Source organism: Clostridium sp. DFI.1.208 (genome assembly GCF_024463855.1).
Lineage (GTDB): Bacteria > Bacillota_I > Bacilli_A > Erysipelotrichales > Erysipelotrichaceae > Clostridium_AQ.
Map to the genome: position 1 here is coordinate 63,243 of NZ_JANGCA010000023.1, position 12,968 is coordinate 76,210.

The window sequence follows — 12,968 nt, forward strand, 5'->3', positions numbered from 1 at the left end:
AAATGGAGATAGGAACAATACAGCAGTATGGAAACATCCTCAAAGCAGTAAGCACAGACATCGGTTATCAATACTCTTCCGGTCTTAAAATCAAGGTAGAGTACAAAGACAACTATCTGGATGGGTATGCAATGACATGGCATTGTGCGTATGATCGTAACAAAAAGCCAGTACCTTTGGTGTATGATTCTGAAACAATGCTAATAACATTACGTAAAGAATGCTTCATCAATGATGGGATGATATACATCGGAGGAGCTGCAGTGAGAGGTGATGAAATCATCAACCTGCGACCTGCAGAATTTGCCATCAGCTGTGCTGTGGATCACTCACTGAACGACCTGCCGGAAGAGCATGGATGGCTACAGGAGGCGGAACAGTTATTTAAGCAGATTATACACAATGAGTTCGAGCTGCCACTGAATGACTTAATGGCCAATACAGCGGAAGACCTGCTTAAGCTTAAACAAGACACCAGAACAGAACTAAGCGGGATGGAGCAGGATACCACCGCGAAAGTAGACACGCTTGTGCAGAATGCGAAAACAGATTTCAATTCTGTAAAAAAGGCTACTGAAACAGCAGTGAATCAGTTAAAAGTACAGGCAGCTTCTCAGCAGACACAAGTCACTAATTCGATCAACCAATCAACCATGCTACGGGATGATTTGATAGCAAAAAGAGACAGCGGCTTTTTTGATGGCTCTGATGGGGCACTGGTGCCGACCGGTTCCGGGTTCTTTACCTTGTTTAAAAGTGGCGGACACCTAAAAATCAGAGTGGTAAAAGGATCATCGCCACCACCGCTGGTCCATAAAAACGGGCATTTATATTATCGGAAAGTGAAGGAAGTGAACTGATGGCAATGAATGTAATTGACGTAGAATATGAAGAAATCGACCTCGGGCAGGTCGATGGAACGAACGGAACAAACGGAAGGGAGCTTGAGCTGCAGGTAGCAAGTAATTACATCCAGATGCGATATACCGGCGGTACATGGGCTAATCTATTGCCTTTGTCTTTGATTACCGGTCCGCAGGGATTGAAGGGGGATGCTGGTAAAAAGCTGCAGCTGCAGGCCAATGGAACGTATATCCAGTATAAATACGAAGGAGAGACGGCATGGGTTAACCTTATCGCGTTATCTGTGCTCAAAGGGCCGAAAGGTGAAGATGGAGCTGACGGAAAGAAATTGCTCATACAGGTGGCAGGCGGCTATATCCAGTACAGATACGAGGGAGACGGTTCATGGGTTAACCTGATATCGATAGCATCCATAACCGGCCCTGAGGGTAAAGTGGGACCGACAGCTTTTAAGGTTGACACAGCAACACAGAGCATCGTCTCTTTTAAGACTGCCAGAAATGCATCTGCGACCAAGACAAAAGGCCAGCTGACAGATGCCAGCGGAAAAGCACTGTATCCTGAAACGTCAACGGAACAGATTTATGCAGACGCCAACACGACTCAGGAGCAAATAAACAAAGGTGAGATGCATTATATTTCTCACGTCCCAGGCGAATCAATAACACTGGGAACCTATGATGAATGGGTAGCTGCAGGAAAACCTGTAGCACCATCGAATTTTGACTAAAACAGGAGGAAAACACATGCATAATATAACTATAAATAGTCGGGGGGGGGGGGCACTATACAAAGTTACCCCACAGCCCACAACCCACAAAGAAAGGAGGATGCTGTCAACCGAGGATAGCATCCTCAGAGAATGCGAAAGGTGGTGTAGAGCTTAACAGCATACACCGTGATAGATTATGGTAGAAGTACCTATAGGTATAACAGAATATGGATCAAATGAAAATGGAGAGTATTGGAAATTTACGAGCGGTTTATTACTTTGTAAAAAGGTGATGCATATAAACACTGAATTTACAACTCAATGGGCTGGAGCGTTTATATTTCAAAGCGCTGATGGTGAGCAACTCGGACAGCCACCTCATATTTTCTTAGATATACCGCATGTTACAGTACATGCGATAGACTTCGATGCATTAAATGAAGGAGGTGTACACGGGACAAGTGGAAATAATTTAGGAAAAGTATATTTCTATCGTCCTGCGCCTTTATCTAATGTTGAATTTGATATATCCATTATTGCAATAGGCCGCTGGAAATAATCTAACACATGCTGTAAAGCGATATTATGGTAACGATGCCAACCAAGCAATATGTAGATAGTAATATGCGATACTTAGACTTAGGCTCAATCAAGGATGTGGCAGGAAGCAATATAGCGGAAAAATTTTGTAATAAAATCCTTACTCTGCCGTTTGAAGAAAAGATGGCCATATCAGGTAAATCATTTAGTGGTTCTTTCCAAGATTCGATGGTTTACGGATTTAATATGATTTATTTACACGCAGGGAAAGGGTATTTAGGTGCTATTATTTATACATATTATAATAGTGATTGCTATTACGCTTCCGTGGCCGATGGTACTATCGGATACAAACTTTTACTATCAATATAACCTTTCGCAGACAGCGAAAAAAGAAATGAAAGAATTAACTATATTTAGCTGGGGGGGGGGGGCGGATTTTACCGTCTCTTTACAAACCCGAAAGGGGGTGCAGGATGTAGTTTCCTGTGCCCACAGAAGGGTGGTGTCAGCTATTTAGATAGCATGACAGGTGATGTATTATGGTAAAGATGCCAATAAATTTGACCATACAGCCGGCGGAAAAAGCAAAGAGTGATTCTATGATATTCCCATATCCTATTAAAGTTGTAACAGGGTATTACCGTGTCCAAGGAAGTGCCCAGACAGGATTAAACGACAGACAACAAGCAATGAATTTCGCTGAATCTTTTCAGGGAACGGAAATCATGTTCGACATTATTTTGCACGCTGATGCAAGAACTAGAGTTGTCGGCCACATGTATCAAGAAGGATCACACGGTGAATTTATAATTATGGGTGCTAATTCGCTTGCCTTTTATGCAAAATATAACGGGGTGTGGACTGGGAAGGAACTTTGAAATAATACATCACGCTATCGATAGCGTATTTATGCTCAAACAAACTTTAAAGCCTACAATTACAAAGTCTTATGTTGTATCTGCTACTGAATTTACAGCTGGAGAAGCTACGGTGATAGGTACAGCATCCGATATAGGTATGGATATTGATAAACTGGCATCAGACATTGGTATCTCTTATTTTAGTGGAGTATCAAGAAATGAAAGCTTTTTATATAATCTATATGCTTATACGGGAGGAAGCAAAATATATTTTGTAACAAACGTTACACAGAGGTTAGGATTTAGGATTATTTGGCAGGAGTATATCTGACACCACAGCAGGAACAGCATCCGCTGTTTATGATTAAGTTACCGATTTATAGCGATACAGGATGGGAAAATTTAGATGGCATCAAACTTCGTGGTAGGATAAAGAACGGAATAGCCACGATTGTGTTTGAAGGCTATGGGTTTAGCGGAACACCAGGTAGCGACACACTGGTGTTTACCTTACCTCAAAGATATTGGCCAAGTGCAGGGATATATTTTTGTTTCTTTTCAAACAATATCAAACCAATTGCATATGGATGCAGAATACAACTTACAGGAGGTATTAGAGCATTTGCAATAGATAGGCCTGATAATGTTATAGGGACTGTATCTTATCCTGTTAGATAAAAGGAAGTGATCCAAGTATCTCGCATGGGCGTGCGTTAAACGCCCTTTTATTATGCCAAGATGGCGGAAAGGAGAATCACAATGAAATATGATTGGAAGAAATGGTGGAGAGCTGCAGGAATGCGAGCATTAAAGACTATGGCGCAGGCAGGTATCGCCGGCATCGGTGCAGCTGCAGCTATGGGGCAGGTTGATTGGTCTTATGTTGCATCTGCGACGGTATTAGCTGGTTTATTGTCCATGCTCACCTCTGTAGCAGGTTTACCTGAATTGGATATGCCGCAGGAGTAGTGCATGGATGATTTGACAAAACTGCTCATGTTGCTTGCCGGATCCGTTGTCATACAGGTAGCGCCAATAAAGGTCAATCCCTGGACATGGCTGTTTAAATGGATAGGGCAGCAGCTCAACGGAGATATGAGAAAGAGCCTTTGTGAGTTAAGCCGAACAGTCGATCAGAATGAAATTGACCGCATCCGTTACGAAATCATGGACTTTGCAAATTCATGCAGAAATCATCGTAGACACACAAAGGATGAATTTCATCACATCGTAGAAATCAATACAAAATATCATGCGCTTATTAAAAAGCACGGTATACAAAACGGCGTACTCGACACTGAGTACGCCTATATAGAGAAAACATATCAAAAATGCCTAGAAAAAGGTGTCTTTGATCAAATAGAAAGCGAGGACGAAGAATAATGAAGATTTTACTTATTGCAGGACATGGCGCAGGCGATCCAGGAGCTTCCGGCTGCGGATATAAAGAAGCTAACCTTACCAGAGAGTTAGTCAATCTGATTGCACCGAAGCTTAGAAAGTATGCGACAGTGGATGTGTACAATGAAAACCGCAGCGCATTCTACGATGTGCAGAACGGTACATTCAAAATTGGAAAGTACGATTATGTGCTGGAAGTGCATTTCAACGCATTCAATGGATCTGGACACGGAACAGAAATCTTTGTAACAGACAGTGAGCAGTATACCGATGTAGAGCAGGCCATCATGAACAAGCTGGGAAAGCACTTCGTGAAGCGTGGCGGCTCCGGTGTTAAGGTGACAAACTGGCTGGTGATCTATACATGCAAGTGTTTAGGTATCAGCTCCGCCTTGTTAGAGACGTGCTTCATCGACAATAAGGCGGACATGGCCGAATACCAGGCAAACAAAGAATCCGTCGCACAGGGCATTGTAGACGGCATTGCAGAAGGCTTCCAGCTGAAAGCAAACACCGTAGAGCAGAAGCCTGGCAATAAACCTACAGAACATAAGAAACCTTCCAAGCCTGCGAAACCGGCACAGCCTGATCAGATTCTGCATAAAGGAGAATACTTCACAATTCCGGGAGTGCATAGCGTAGACCAGGTTTTAGACAGTATGGACAGCATCTGGTGCGAGGAGATGACCGGGAACGGCGGTAACTCCATTCAGGCGGGACCACTTACCAAATGTGATAAGAACGGTAAGAAAACAAAGTCACAAGTTTTCAGCGTAGGTGATTACTGGAAATGTGACAAGAAATTCAAGGTGCTTGCAGTGGATAAACCTACAAATTCAGTACAGGCAAATATTGGTGGCCGTAAGATTTGGCTGTACGCCGGTCCATTGCGTGAAGTCTAATACATAAAATAACCCTACTTCTCTTAATTGAGATGTAGGGTGTTTTTTGCTATTCATCCCTATTTTTTACCGTTTGTCCCAGATAACAGATAAATACTGAAAAATATGTTAGTTTAAATATGAGGTGATTTTATGTTCGCAAATAAGAAAAAAGTAGTACAAAAGAAAGAGGAACCGCATCCTGATTCAAGAGTAGCATCCATAGAAAAGGAATCAGGAATATCATTTGCGGATGTAAATATACATTATGCGAGCAGTAAGCCAAAGGAATTAAATGCACATGCGTATGCATATGGAAATGATGTTTATTTGGGGCCAGGGCAAGAAAAGCATTTAAGGCATGAACTGGGACATGTTGTGCAACAAAGGCAGGGGATAGTAAGACCTACGATGCAGTTAAAGGGATTTCCAATCAATACTGATTCTGTTTTAGAAAAAAAGGCTGACCACATCTCAATAGAAAACGAGTATATGAATAAGTCAAATAAAATCATACAGAGGATAAGCTATGAGATAACGGATTTTGTGTACAGGATGAAATATAATAGAACCCATTTCAAATTTATAAAACAACTCAGTATTGCTAAGGCTGAAAACCGTGTAACCATGTTACGGAAACGTATCAATCAATATGCTAATAATATAGCAGAATCTGCGTCTAATGAAGATTTGGGAAAATGTGTCAATGTTCTTACTGATGATATAAGCATAGAACGCCTTGTTTATTTTATGAAAGAAGACGCAAGTAGTCAGGCATTCATAACTTTAATGAAACATAATGATCCAAATACTAGGTTAGCTGTATTGAAATCTTATTTAACACAGCGAATAAGGTCAGCAGCTTATATGAGTGATGATGATTTTGGTGACTATGTTCTTATACTTATGGACCCCGATAGAACAAATCCGATTTTTAGTGCATTACCAACTGAATTATTAGGTGCAAGTAGTACGGTTTTTATTCGTGAAGTATGTGAAGAAGAAGCAGAGCAAATAACACAAAGTGGCAAATTGATACGTCATAAAGATGTAAGAAATGCTATATGGTTTAAAGATCCTAGAGCTGAGAATCATGTTACATCAACACATGTAGTTACCTTTACTCTTTCTAAGGCATTAAAAGATTTTGGAAATGTTTTTATAGATTTTGCAACCATAAATCAAGGTGGTGAGGCGTCGTATCCTGATGGTATAATATTCAAAAGTGGAGCGGAGCAAGGATGTTATGGGGTAGGCGCACAAATGTTGGATAGATTAAATTCAGCTATTTCAGATATAACAGTCGTTAAAAAGCAGTTGTAATTACTTCTATAAAATCATATGTATTCTCATACTATGTATAAATGATTACGAAAAAACGTTAATTATACTATAATATCGTTATACCGCACCACACACTAAGGATGATACCTAGGCAGTATCTAAATTGCGGTATTGACCACCTACGGGTGGTCTTTTATCATTTTATAGCGATAAAATTCCGTATTTGATGATTTTTATGCTTAAAGACCTCGTTTTATGAGATAATGTATAATTTATTACCATTATTTAATATACTTCTTTAAATTAAAAAAAATTATATGATATCCTTATATTGGAGGTAATGAGTATGCAAGAAAAGAGAAGTCCTTTAGAATATCCGTTTCTAGATTATAAAGGTATTATGTATGTATTAGGTGATATTTGTAAAAAAGATCAAGCATATAAAATTATACATTATTTATTAAATGAAATAGACGATGATGGAAATTTATTGATAGACCCTAAGCGAGTGCCAACTATTAATAAATTGATAGTTCCTACAGATATATTCTGTAAAAGATTTGGAATTGATAGAGATAGATATAAATAGTATCTATTGAAAAAAGGAGATAATATGTCAAAGAAAACAAGCCCATGTATTTTATCTGTTGAGGCGGCTGGAGAATTATTGGGTTTAGATGCACAGACTGTTCGTATTTGTATCAGAGCAGGCCATTTTGGAGATTTTGCACAAGCGATAAAAAGCAAACCAACAAATGAATGCTATCTCTATATAATAAGTAAATTCAAACTATATCAATACTTAGGGTTGGATGTTAATTTATCCATAGAGGAAACTTTGGAATTAGTGAGACAAGGGAAACCTCCTTTTATAGAACAAACATCATACCCTATAAAAGATTTACTATCTGAAATGAAAAGCAAGGGATGCACACTTTTTGAAAGGAATACTGCAAGCACTGTATCAAGTGTTAAAAAGGTGATAAAGGAATAAAGCATCAAAATGAATTTAGAGAACTATAGAAGATTGAAAAACTTATACACCCTGAATTTTTTAGAATTTAGGGTGTTTTTTGAGCATATAAAATAGTCTGTATGAGAGTAATTGCAATTATTTAACTGTGGATAGGAAATAGACATAGCTCTGAAACGCTGTCCGAATTTCGGACGGCGTTTTATAACTTGGGGACTTAAGGTCCCTTACTGTCAGCGTGTTTCTCATTCGTCATTCATGTTGAATGAGAAAATCATTATCTATCAGCATAAGGAACTACGGACGAAATTCATACGCAGTTACATTGAATTGCAAGGATATGAGAGAGATATATGAAATTCTATAAAAGAAAAATAACGAACAGCCTTGGCGTTGTTCGTTATTTTTCTAGCTTAATAGGAGTAATAAATTATGTAATTAAGGTTAAAAGAAAATGAATTATGCAACGAATAGTTTTGATCAGAATACAGTATTAAAGCACATATATTGTCAAGAAATGGCTTTTAATGTCTATCGTTATTTATATTTTTATATCTCTCGAGTTCTTTTTGTAACTTGTTTAATCTATTTTTATGTATGGAATCATTTAAAAGGGCATTTATCATATTCTCTTTATCTTTTTCTGATAAATTACTATTAGATTTTATATCTTCTTTTATTTTTTCAATGTTACCGCTTATCCTCACCCATTCTAAGTAATTTAACTCATTGTATAATGCAGAATTTCTTTTTATATCTTTAATGCTATTTTTAACCTTATTTAAGAGGACATCATCAAAAATATCTGGATTCAGCACCATTTTGCTACTATCACAATCAGCATCAGATAAAAAATCAGTGTAAAAATCTTTTATTGTTATATCGTTGTAATTTTCAATTTCTTGTTGATAAGTAGACCAAATATAAACACTTTCGTCACTCATTGCATAAAAGTTCAAATAATCAACAAAATCAATAAAAAAATCTTCTAGTGAAATGCTTTCCAAAAAAGCGTTAACAACATAACGCATAGCTAAAGTATAATCATCTAGAACATCGTTATAGCATCGAAGTGAACAATCCTTATCAATAATTCTCCTTATATTTTCCATTGATTTAGATGATATACCATATTCGTTTGATATGGCTTTTAAATCAACATCTGTTGAAGGTTCAGATTCTAAGCCTAATAAGTAATCAATCGAGACATTAAAATAAGATCGATATGCTAATAAGTCTGAAAGAGATGGTTCTGTTTCATCCTCTTCAGCTTCCAATTTGCTGATTCTAGAATGAGCTACACCAATTTCTGATGCAAGTTCTCGCTGAGATAAAGCTTTCCTATTAGGCGATTCTGTACGTTCTCGTAGTTCTCTCATTATAGAGTGAATTTTATTTATGCCTAATTTATTGAAGTTTTTTTTGACTGGCATTATTATCTCTCCTTTGTTATTTGGTAGATAACAATTTAATGAAATGTTATCTTTTGTTATCTTAGAGATAAATTTTCGTTTTTAGCAAAAATTTGTGATATCATATTCATAAAAGGTAACACAAAATGTTATTGTTATCTTAATTATAACACTGATGTTTGAAAAATCAAGAGGAGGTTATAGGATGAACAATATTGATGTCAGGCAGCATGCAGCAAATCTTGGTGTAAAACTTTGGGAAATAGCTGATTACATGGGGATGCATGACAGTAATTTTTCAAGGAAATTGCGAAAGGAGTTATCAGTAGAAGAAAAGCAGAAAATTATTAAAGTAATAGACTACGTGTCAAAGCAGAAAAGAGGTGAAATAGTTTGAGTGATTTTAAAACGTTTACCCAAGACGATGATGCAAAATTGTTTAATTCACAAAGTAAGATAGTGCCTATAATATATGAAATAGGTATTATCAAAGCCACAACTGGAAGATGTTATATGTTCTCAGGGGAAGAAATAAGACGCTTCCAGAATGATTATAAGGGGCTGGATGTCAGCTTAAAGATAAAAACTCTTTTCGCTCAGGTAGATGCATAGCATGGAGGATATAAAGATGGAGCTGGTAGTCAGAGAAGCAAGAGAAAGAATTGGCATATCAGTGTGTTGCATGGCCGATATACTTAAATTAACTGAGGAAGATTATTTATATTGCGAAGAACATTTTAATGATTCAAGTGCATTTATATGTTTACGGATTTGTAATATCTTAGGGCTTGATTTCAGTAAGGTTTAAAGGCGGGAAACCGCCTTTTTATCTGTATTGCATATAATAACGAAAAATACATATAAGAATTACAGATTAACAATAGTCTAACAAATATATAAGAAAAACCTTATTTAATCAAAAAACTTATGTTGCATTATTATACACGAATTAGAAGCGGCTTACAATTCATATCCACTGATTCCCAATGTATAGAAAATAGCGGAAAGCAAAAAAAAAGGATATATTCCTTCCTGAATGCGGCCTGTGGAAACATACGCATGAAAACATGCAGTTTAAGATTCTCATTCCGATACAATGGTAATCTGATTATCGTATTTTTTAAACCGATCGGCATACGTATCCTGCTCGATAAAAATAATATCACCATTGGAATCCTTAACGATGTAGGCGCCCTTCAAAGATCCGGAAAGCAGCTTAAAAACCTGTTCATTAAGCTTCTTATATTTACCGTGAGAGACACGAGTACCAGACAAATAATAAAGCTGCTCCTCATCATCCAGACTGATATTCGTAAAGCTATCGGCACTGACATAGGTTCCACGGATGCTTTTTGCGAATCGCTGTTCTTCCTTACGTTCACTGATATAGGTTCCTATGGCATACGATACAATACATAATAAGCAGGATACGAGGATGAAAGAGATTTTAACAATACGGTATTTCTTCTCTATATTCATGAGTTTCCTTTCTGTGAGTACTGGACTGCAATCTACAGCTTCTGAAAAGCTGTAGCATACAGCCGTGTGTTTATCAGTAATCATTTTAACAGTAATCATCATAGCATACTGTCAGTAGGGATTGTACTGGATTTAAGCATTATTAAGATTGTTTGTCTGTCTGCTAAAATCAAATGAGAGCTGCTATGCAACAGAATGTAAAAAATCTAAATTATATACTTTGAAAATAACTAAAAACCACTTATAATGAAAAAAAGGGTGATACAATGGGTATACGAACGTTAGCAATCCAGGTAAATGGATATGAAGTACAGGCAAAATACAGGGAAGCGGATATCAAAACAATATTTGTGCCGTTTCTTCAACATATCATACAGCTGCAAAAAGAATCAGGAAAAAGACTCATTGTCTTTTTGGCCGCTCCTCCTGCTACAGGAAAATCCACACTTGCTATAGCACTCTGTCAGTTTGCCAGAGAATTGGGCTGTGAGGATATGCAGTATGCCGGTATGGATGGATTTCATTATACGAATGCCTGGTTGGATTCTCATTTGCTTAATGGAAAAAAACTAAAGGAAATAAAAGGTGCTCCGGAAACATTTGATGCAGAAGCAATGTATGCGTTGATAAAGGAAACAAAAAGAAGCGATACCTGGTGGCCGGTATATGATCGTAATCTTCATGAGCCGCTAAAGCATAAGCTGCACGTTACAGGCAGTATCCTTCTTGTGGAAGGAAATTATCTTCTGTTGGATGAGGAACCCTATCGCTCTCTTTCTACACTATGTGACTATTGTGTATTTATACAGGCAGAGGAAAATCTGCTGCGCGACAGACTCATTGACAGAAAAAGCCGCGGTGGTCTAAGCAAAGAGCAGGCAGAGGTTTTTTATGAAAAAAGCGATCGCTGCAATGTACAGCGTGTCTTACAGAAGGGTTTGAGCAGTGATGAGGTGTGGAAGCTTTGTACAGATGGAGGATATCAGCTTATTTCTCGCAGCTTTGACGAAGCGTGGCAAACATTCTGTGAATGAGAAAGGCAGCGATACACATTGCCGTAATATAAATGATATTGCCGATCCATATGCCTGTATGCTTCATAATCTGAGAGAATACAGGCTGGGTTGTGATTTTATAAGGACTGATATAGAACATATTGATATCTCCATAGGAGTGAAATAAAACATTGAGCAGTGTGGCGATTCCTATGCAGACAAATAAAATGGGAAGAGTTTTTATATAGCCTGAAAAAGATGTATCACCGTGTCTTGAAAAACCGATGAAAAAGCCAACAAAGAGAAGAAGAAGGTGCCAGATAAAGGCGTGCAGAGTCAAAGTGATGTAAGGATGCATGAGACCATCCGGTACCAGCAGCGCCATCAGTCCACCAAGCAGATTGAAATCCATCAGGAAGGTTTCCAGAGGAATCAGCCATCTGCTTTTTTTCATAATGGGAAGAAGTGCGCAAAGATACATGGGAAGACTGCATAGCTGAAAAGGAAAGATCCACCAGTCGTAGGTTTTGTTATCCATGACATAAAAATGAAACAGCTGTTTATATAATTCAGATAGCAGTAAAATCACTGCTATTACAAACAGTATACGATGATAGCAGCGCTCATTCACCTTTCTAAGCTTCCATGCCAGCATAACAGACAGAGGAATACCACCAAGCAATATAACGATATGAAATAGTCCATAGGGCTGTGGCTCAGTCATTGTCCATGCCGTCGCATGCAGAAAATCCTCCATGTAATCACCTCCTGCCTATAGTATGGACATGGCAGTATGAAACTGCAATAGAAAAAGTGATTTTCATTGTAAGCAGCCTTGAAACCGGAGGCTTCTCATACCACTTTTGCATGTAGTCCTTCCTGTTTATTTTCCCTTGCAATACAGGGATAATTATCTGTTTTCACCTGATAAGCTGCGTTTCTTCAGGGTTCATATAGAATTGACAAACCCAAATAGGAACAGCATAATGCAGCTTTACCAATTCAGCTATAGCTGTCAGCGAAGAAGCAAATAAAAGGGATGCTTCTTTCGGATATCTAAATTATCGTGGGGAGGAAAGGGTGCTTTAAATTATCGTGGGGTTTATTGATTGGTTCCCTCTAAATTATTGTGGGGTGTTTCTTTTTGTTCAATTTGTTCATTTCTATAAAAAAACCTTTCGTTGTAAAATATTGTTGTCAGGCAATTATTCAAACGAAAGGAGTGGTTTTCCACTATGGATATTATATCAGAATTATTAAACATTCCTCAAGAGGATATCTTATCCTCGTCATCATATCGTGATGAAGATGGCACATTAGTTATCAATGTTACCCTTGTTCCCAAGCAGCTACCCTGTCCCGCTTGCTCTTGTTGCACTTCACATGTAAAAGATTATAAGATTAAGTCTATTAAACATTCTGCTCTTAACCATAACTCTTGTATTATCCATTATCGTGCAAGACGCTATGTCTGTACTGTTTGCGGTAAAACTTTTTTTGAATCTAATCCCTTTACTCCTGTCGGTAATATAGTCAGTAATCTTACGTTATTGAATGTCCTGAA

At 37.8% G+C, this 12,968-nt stretch carries 20 protein-coding genes and 1 pseudogene; 18 read left to right on the forward strand and 3 right to left on the reverse strand.

What is annotated here, in order from left to right:
- Positions 1-2: 2 nt before the first annotated feature.
- The 13 genes from NE665_RS13075 (at position 3) to NE665_RS13135 (ending at position 7,539) form a co-directional block, all read left to right on the forward strand.
- Complete coding sequence (locus NE665_RS13075) at positions 3-860, forward strand: hypothetical protein (protein WP_117443747.1); 858 nt, start codon at positions 3-5, stop codon at positions 858-860.
- On the forward strand, positions 860-1,594 hold the full coding sequence (locus NE665_RS13080) for a hypothetical protein (RefSeq protein WP_117443746.1): 735 nt from the start codon (positions 860-862) through the stop codon (positions 1,592-1,594). The genes NE665_RS13075 and NE665_RS13080 overlap by 1 nt, the downstream gene beginning before the upstream one ends.
- A 178-nt stretch (positions 1,595-1,772) precedes the next feature.
- Positions 1,773-2,135, forward strand: a complete 363-nt coding sequence (locus tag NE665_RS13085; protein WP_117443744.1) for a hypothetical protein — start codon at positions 1,773-1,775, stop codon at positions 2,133-2,135.
- A gap of 26 nt (positions 2,136-2,161) precedes the next feature.
- Complete coding sequence (locus tag NE665_RS13090; RefSeq protein ID WP_117443743.1) at positions 2,162-2,488, forward strand: hypothetical protein; 327 nt, start codon at positions 2,162-2,164, stop codon at positions 2,486-2,488.
- Positions 2,489-2,658: 170 nt separating this feature from the next.
- On the forward strand, positions 2,659-2,997 hold the full coding sequence (locus NE665_RS13095) for a hypothetical protein (protein WP_117443742.1): 339 nt from the start codon (positions 2,659-2,661) through the stop codon (positions 2,995-2,997).
- A 31-nt stretch (positions 2,998-3,028) separates the two neighbouring features.
- On the forward strand, positions 3,029-3,310 hold the full coding sequence (locus tag NE665_RS13100; protein ID WP_147324020.1) for a hypothetical protein: 282 nt from the start codon (positions 3,029-3,031) through the stop codon (positions 3,308-3,310).
- On the forward strand, positions 3,292-3,657 hold the full coding sequence (locus NE665_RS13105) for a hypothetical protein (protein ID WP_147324019.1): 366 nt from the start codon (positions 3,292-3,294) through the stop codon (positions 3,655-3,657). Before NE665_RS13100 ends, NE665_RS13105 begins: the two co-directional genes overlap by 19 nt.
- Before the next feature lie 81 nt (positions 3,658-3,738).
- On the forward strand, positions 3,739-3,948 hold the full coding sequence (locus NE665_RS13110) for a holin (RefSeq protein WP_117443739.1): 210 nt from the start codon (positions 3,739-3,741) through the stop codon (positions 3,946-3,948).
- 3 nt (positions 3,949-3,951) lie between these two features.
- On the forward strand, positions 3,952-4,362 hold the full coding sequence (locus NE665_RS13115; protein ID WP_117443738.1) for a hypothetical protein: 411 nt from the start codon (positions 3,952-3,954) through the stop codon (positions 4,360-4,362).
- Positions 4,362-5,282, forward strand: coding sequence for an N-acetylmuramoyl-L-alanine amidase (locus NE665_RS13120; RefSeq protein WP_117443737.1), 921 nt, complete (start codon positions 4,362-4,364; stop codon positions 5,280-5,282). Before NE665_RS13115 ends, NE665_RS13120 begins: the two co-directional genes overlap by 1 nt.
- Before the next feature lie 132 nt (positions 5,283-5,414).
- Entirely contained in the window at positions 5,415-6,584 is a 1,170-nt protein-coding gene (locus NE665_RS13125; RefSeq protein ID WP_178759841.1) for a DUF4157 domain-containing protein, read from the forward strand.
- Between the two features lie 307 nt (positions 6,585-6,891).
- Entirely contained in the window at positions 6,892-7,134 is a 243-nt protein-coding gene (locus tag NE665_RS13130) for a hypothetical protein (protein ID WP_117443735.1), read from the forward strand.
- Positions 7,135-7,158: 24 nt separating this feature from the next.
- Positions 7,159-7,539: a hypothetical protein gene (locus tag NE665_RS13135; RefSeq protein WP_117443734.1), complete on the forward strand. Its 381-nt coding sequence runs from the start codon at positions 7,159-7,161 to the stop codon at positions 7,537-7,539.
- Positions 7,540-8,042: 503 nt separating this feature from the next.
- Here NE665_RS13135 and NE665_RS13140 read toward each other — a convergent pair.
- Positions 8,043-8,951 (reverse strand): helix-turn-helix transcriptional regulator, encoded by a 909-nt coding sequence (locus NE665_RS13140; RefSeq protein WP_117445033.1) that lies wholly within the window; start codon positions 8,949-8,951, stop codon positions 8,043-8,045.
- A gap of 184 nt (positions 8,952-9,135) precedes the next feature.
- On the opposite strand from NE665_RS13140, the gene NE665_RS13145 reads away from it, so the two are divergent.
- Genes NE665_RS13145 through NE665_RS13155 form a run of 3 tightly spaced genes read left to right on the forward strand, consistent with a single transcriptional unit; the run spans position 9,136 to position 9,738 of the window.
- Positions 9,136-9,327: a hypothetical protein gene (locus tag NE665_RS13145; protein ID WP_117445032.1), complete on the forward strand. Its 192-nt coding sequence runs from the start codon at positions 9,136-9,138 to the stop codon at positions 9,325-9,327.
- A complete protein-coding gene (locus tag NE665_RS13150) occupies positions 9,324-9,542 on the forward strand; it encodes a DNA-binding protein (protein ID WP_117445031.1) in 219 nt (72 codons plus the stop codon). Before NE665_RS13145 ends, NE665_RS13150 begins: the two co-directional genes overlap by 4 nt.
- A 16-nt stretch (positions 9,543-9,558) precedes the next feature.
- Positions 9,559-9,738 (forward strand): XRE family transcriptional regulator, encoded by a 180-nt coding sequence (locus tag NE665_RS13155; protein WP_147324036.1) that lies wholly within the window; start codon positions 9,559-9,561, stop codon positions 9,736-9,738.
- A gap of 275 nt (positions 9,739-10,013) precedes the next feature.
- On the opposite strand, the gene NE665_RS13160 is transcribed toward NE665_RS13155, so the two are convergent.
- A complete protein-coding gene (locus NE665_RS13160; protein ID WP_233104667.1) occupies positions 10,014-10,409 on the reverse strand; it encodes a hypothetical protein in 396 nt (131 codons plus the stop codon).
- A gap of 266 nt (positions 10,410-10,675) precedes the next feature.
- Between NE665_RS13160 and NE665_RS13165 the strand changes: the two genes are divergently transcribed.
- Positions 10,676-11,443: a nucleoside/nucleotide kinase family protein gene (locus NE665_RS13165; RefSeq protein WP_117445028.1), complete on the forward strand. Its 768-nt coding sequence runs from the start codon at positions 10,676-10,678 to the stop codon at positions 11,441-11,443.
- Here the strand turns inward: NE665_RS13165 and NE665_RS13170 are convergent.
- Positions 11,397-12,161 carry a YwaF family protein gene (locus tag NE665_RS13170; RefSeq protein ID WP_117445027.1) on the reverse strand — a complete coding sequence of 255 codons (765 nt, stop codon included), beginning with the start codon at positions 12,159-12,161 and terminating at the stop codon, positions 11,397-11,399. The two genes, NE665_RS13165 and NE665_RS13170, sit on opposite strands and share 47 nt — an antisense overlap.
- 478 nt (positions 12,162-12,639) lie before the next feature.
- Here NE665_RS13170 and NE665_RS13175 point away from each other — a divergent pair.
- Positions 12,640-12,968: pseudogene (locus NE665_RS13175) on the forward strand (hypothetical protein); the annotation flags it as partial.

Coding starts and splice junctions, on each gene's coding strand:
- NE665_RS13160 (WP_233104667.1), bottom strand. CDS start 10,409: ATGAATATAGAGAAGAAATACCGTATTGTTAAAATCTCTTTCATCCTC.
- NE665_RS13140 (WP_117445033.1), bottom strand. CDS start 8,951: ATGCCAGTCAAAAAAAACTTCAATAAATTAGGCATAAATAAAATTCAC.
- NE665_RS13110 (WP_117443739.1), top strand. CDS start 3,739: ATGAAATATGATTGGAAGAAATGGTGGAGAGCTGCAGGAATGCGAGCA.
- NE665_RS13155 (WP_147324036.1), top strand. CDS start 9,559: ATGGAGCTGGTAGTCAGAGAAGCAAGAGAAAGAATTGGCATATCAGTG.
- NE665_RS13080 (WP_117443746.1), top strand. CDS start 860: ATGGCAATGAATGTAATTGACGTAGAATATGAAGAAATCGACCTCGGG.
- NE665_RS13075 (WP_117443747.1), top strand. CDS start 3: ATGGAGATAGGAACAATACAGCAGTATGGAAACATCCTCAAAGCAGTA.
- NE665_RS13165 (WP_117445028.1), top strand. CDS start 10,676: ATGGGTATACGAACGTTAGCAATCCAGGTAAATGGATATGAAGTACAG.
- NE665_RS13170 (WP_117445027.1), bottom strand. CDS start 12,161: ATGGAGGATTTTCTGCATGCGACGGCATGGACAATGACTGAGCCACAG.
- NE665_RS13090 (WP_117443743.1), top strand. CDS start 2,162: ATGGTAACGATGCCAACCAAGCAATATGTAGATAGTAATATGCGATAC.
- NE665_RS13115 (WP_117443738.1), top strand. CDS start 3,952: ATGGATGATTTGACAAAACTGCTCATGTTGCTTGCCGGATCCGTTGTC.
- NE665_RS13130 (WP_117443735.1), top strand. CDS start 6,892: ATGCAAGAAAAGAGAAGTCCTTTAGAATATCCGTTTCTAGATTATAAA.
- NE665_RS13120 (WP_117443737.1), top strand. CDS start 4,362: ATGAAGATTTTACTTATTGCAGGACATGGCGCAGGCGATCCAGGAGCT.
- NE665_RS13135 (WP_117443734.1), top strand. CDS start 7,159: ATGTCAAAGAAAACAAGCCCATGTATTTTATCTGTTGAGGCGGCTGGA.
- NE665_RS13125 (WP_178759841.1), top strand. CDS start 5,415: ATGTTCGCAAATAAGAAAAAAGTAGTACAAAAGAAAGAGGAACCGCAT.
- NE665_RS13100 (WP_147324020.1), top strand. CDS start 3,029: ATGCTCAAACAAACTTTAAAGCCTACAATTACAAAGTCTTATGTTGTA.
- NE665_RS13095 (WP_117443742.1), top strand. CDS start 2,659: ATGGTAAAGATGCCAATAAATTTGACCATACAGCCGGCGGAAAAAGCA.
- NE665_RS13145 (WP_117445032.1), top strand. CDS start 9,136: ATGAACAATATTGATGTCAGGCAGCATGCAGCAAATCTTGGTGTAAAA.
- NE665_RS13085 (WP_117443744.1), top strand. CDS start 1,773: ATGGTAGAAGTACCTATAGGTATAACAGAATATGGATCAAATGAAAAT.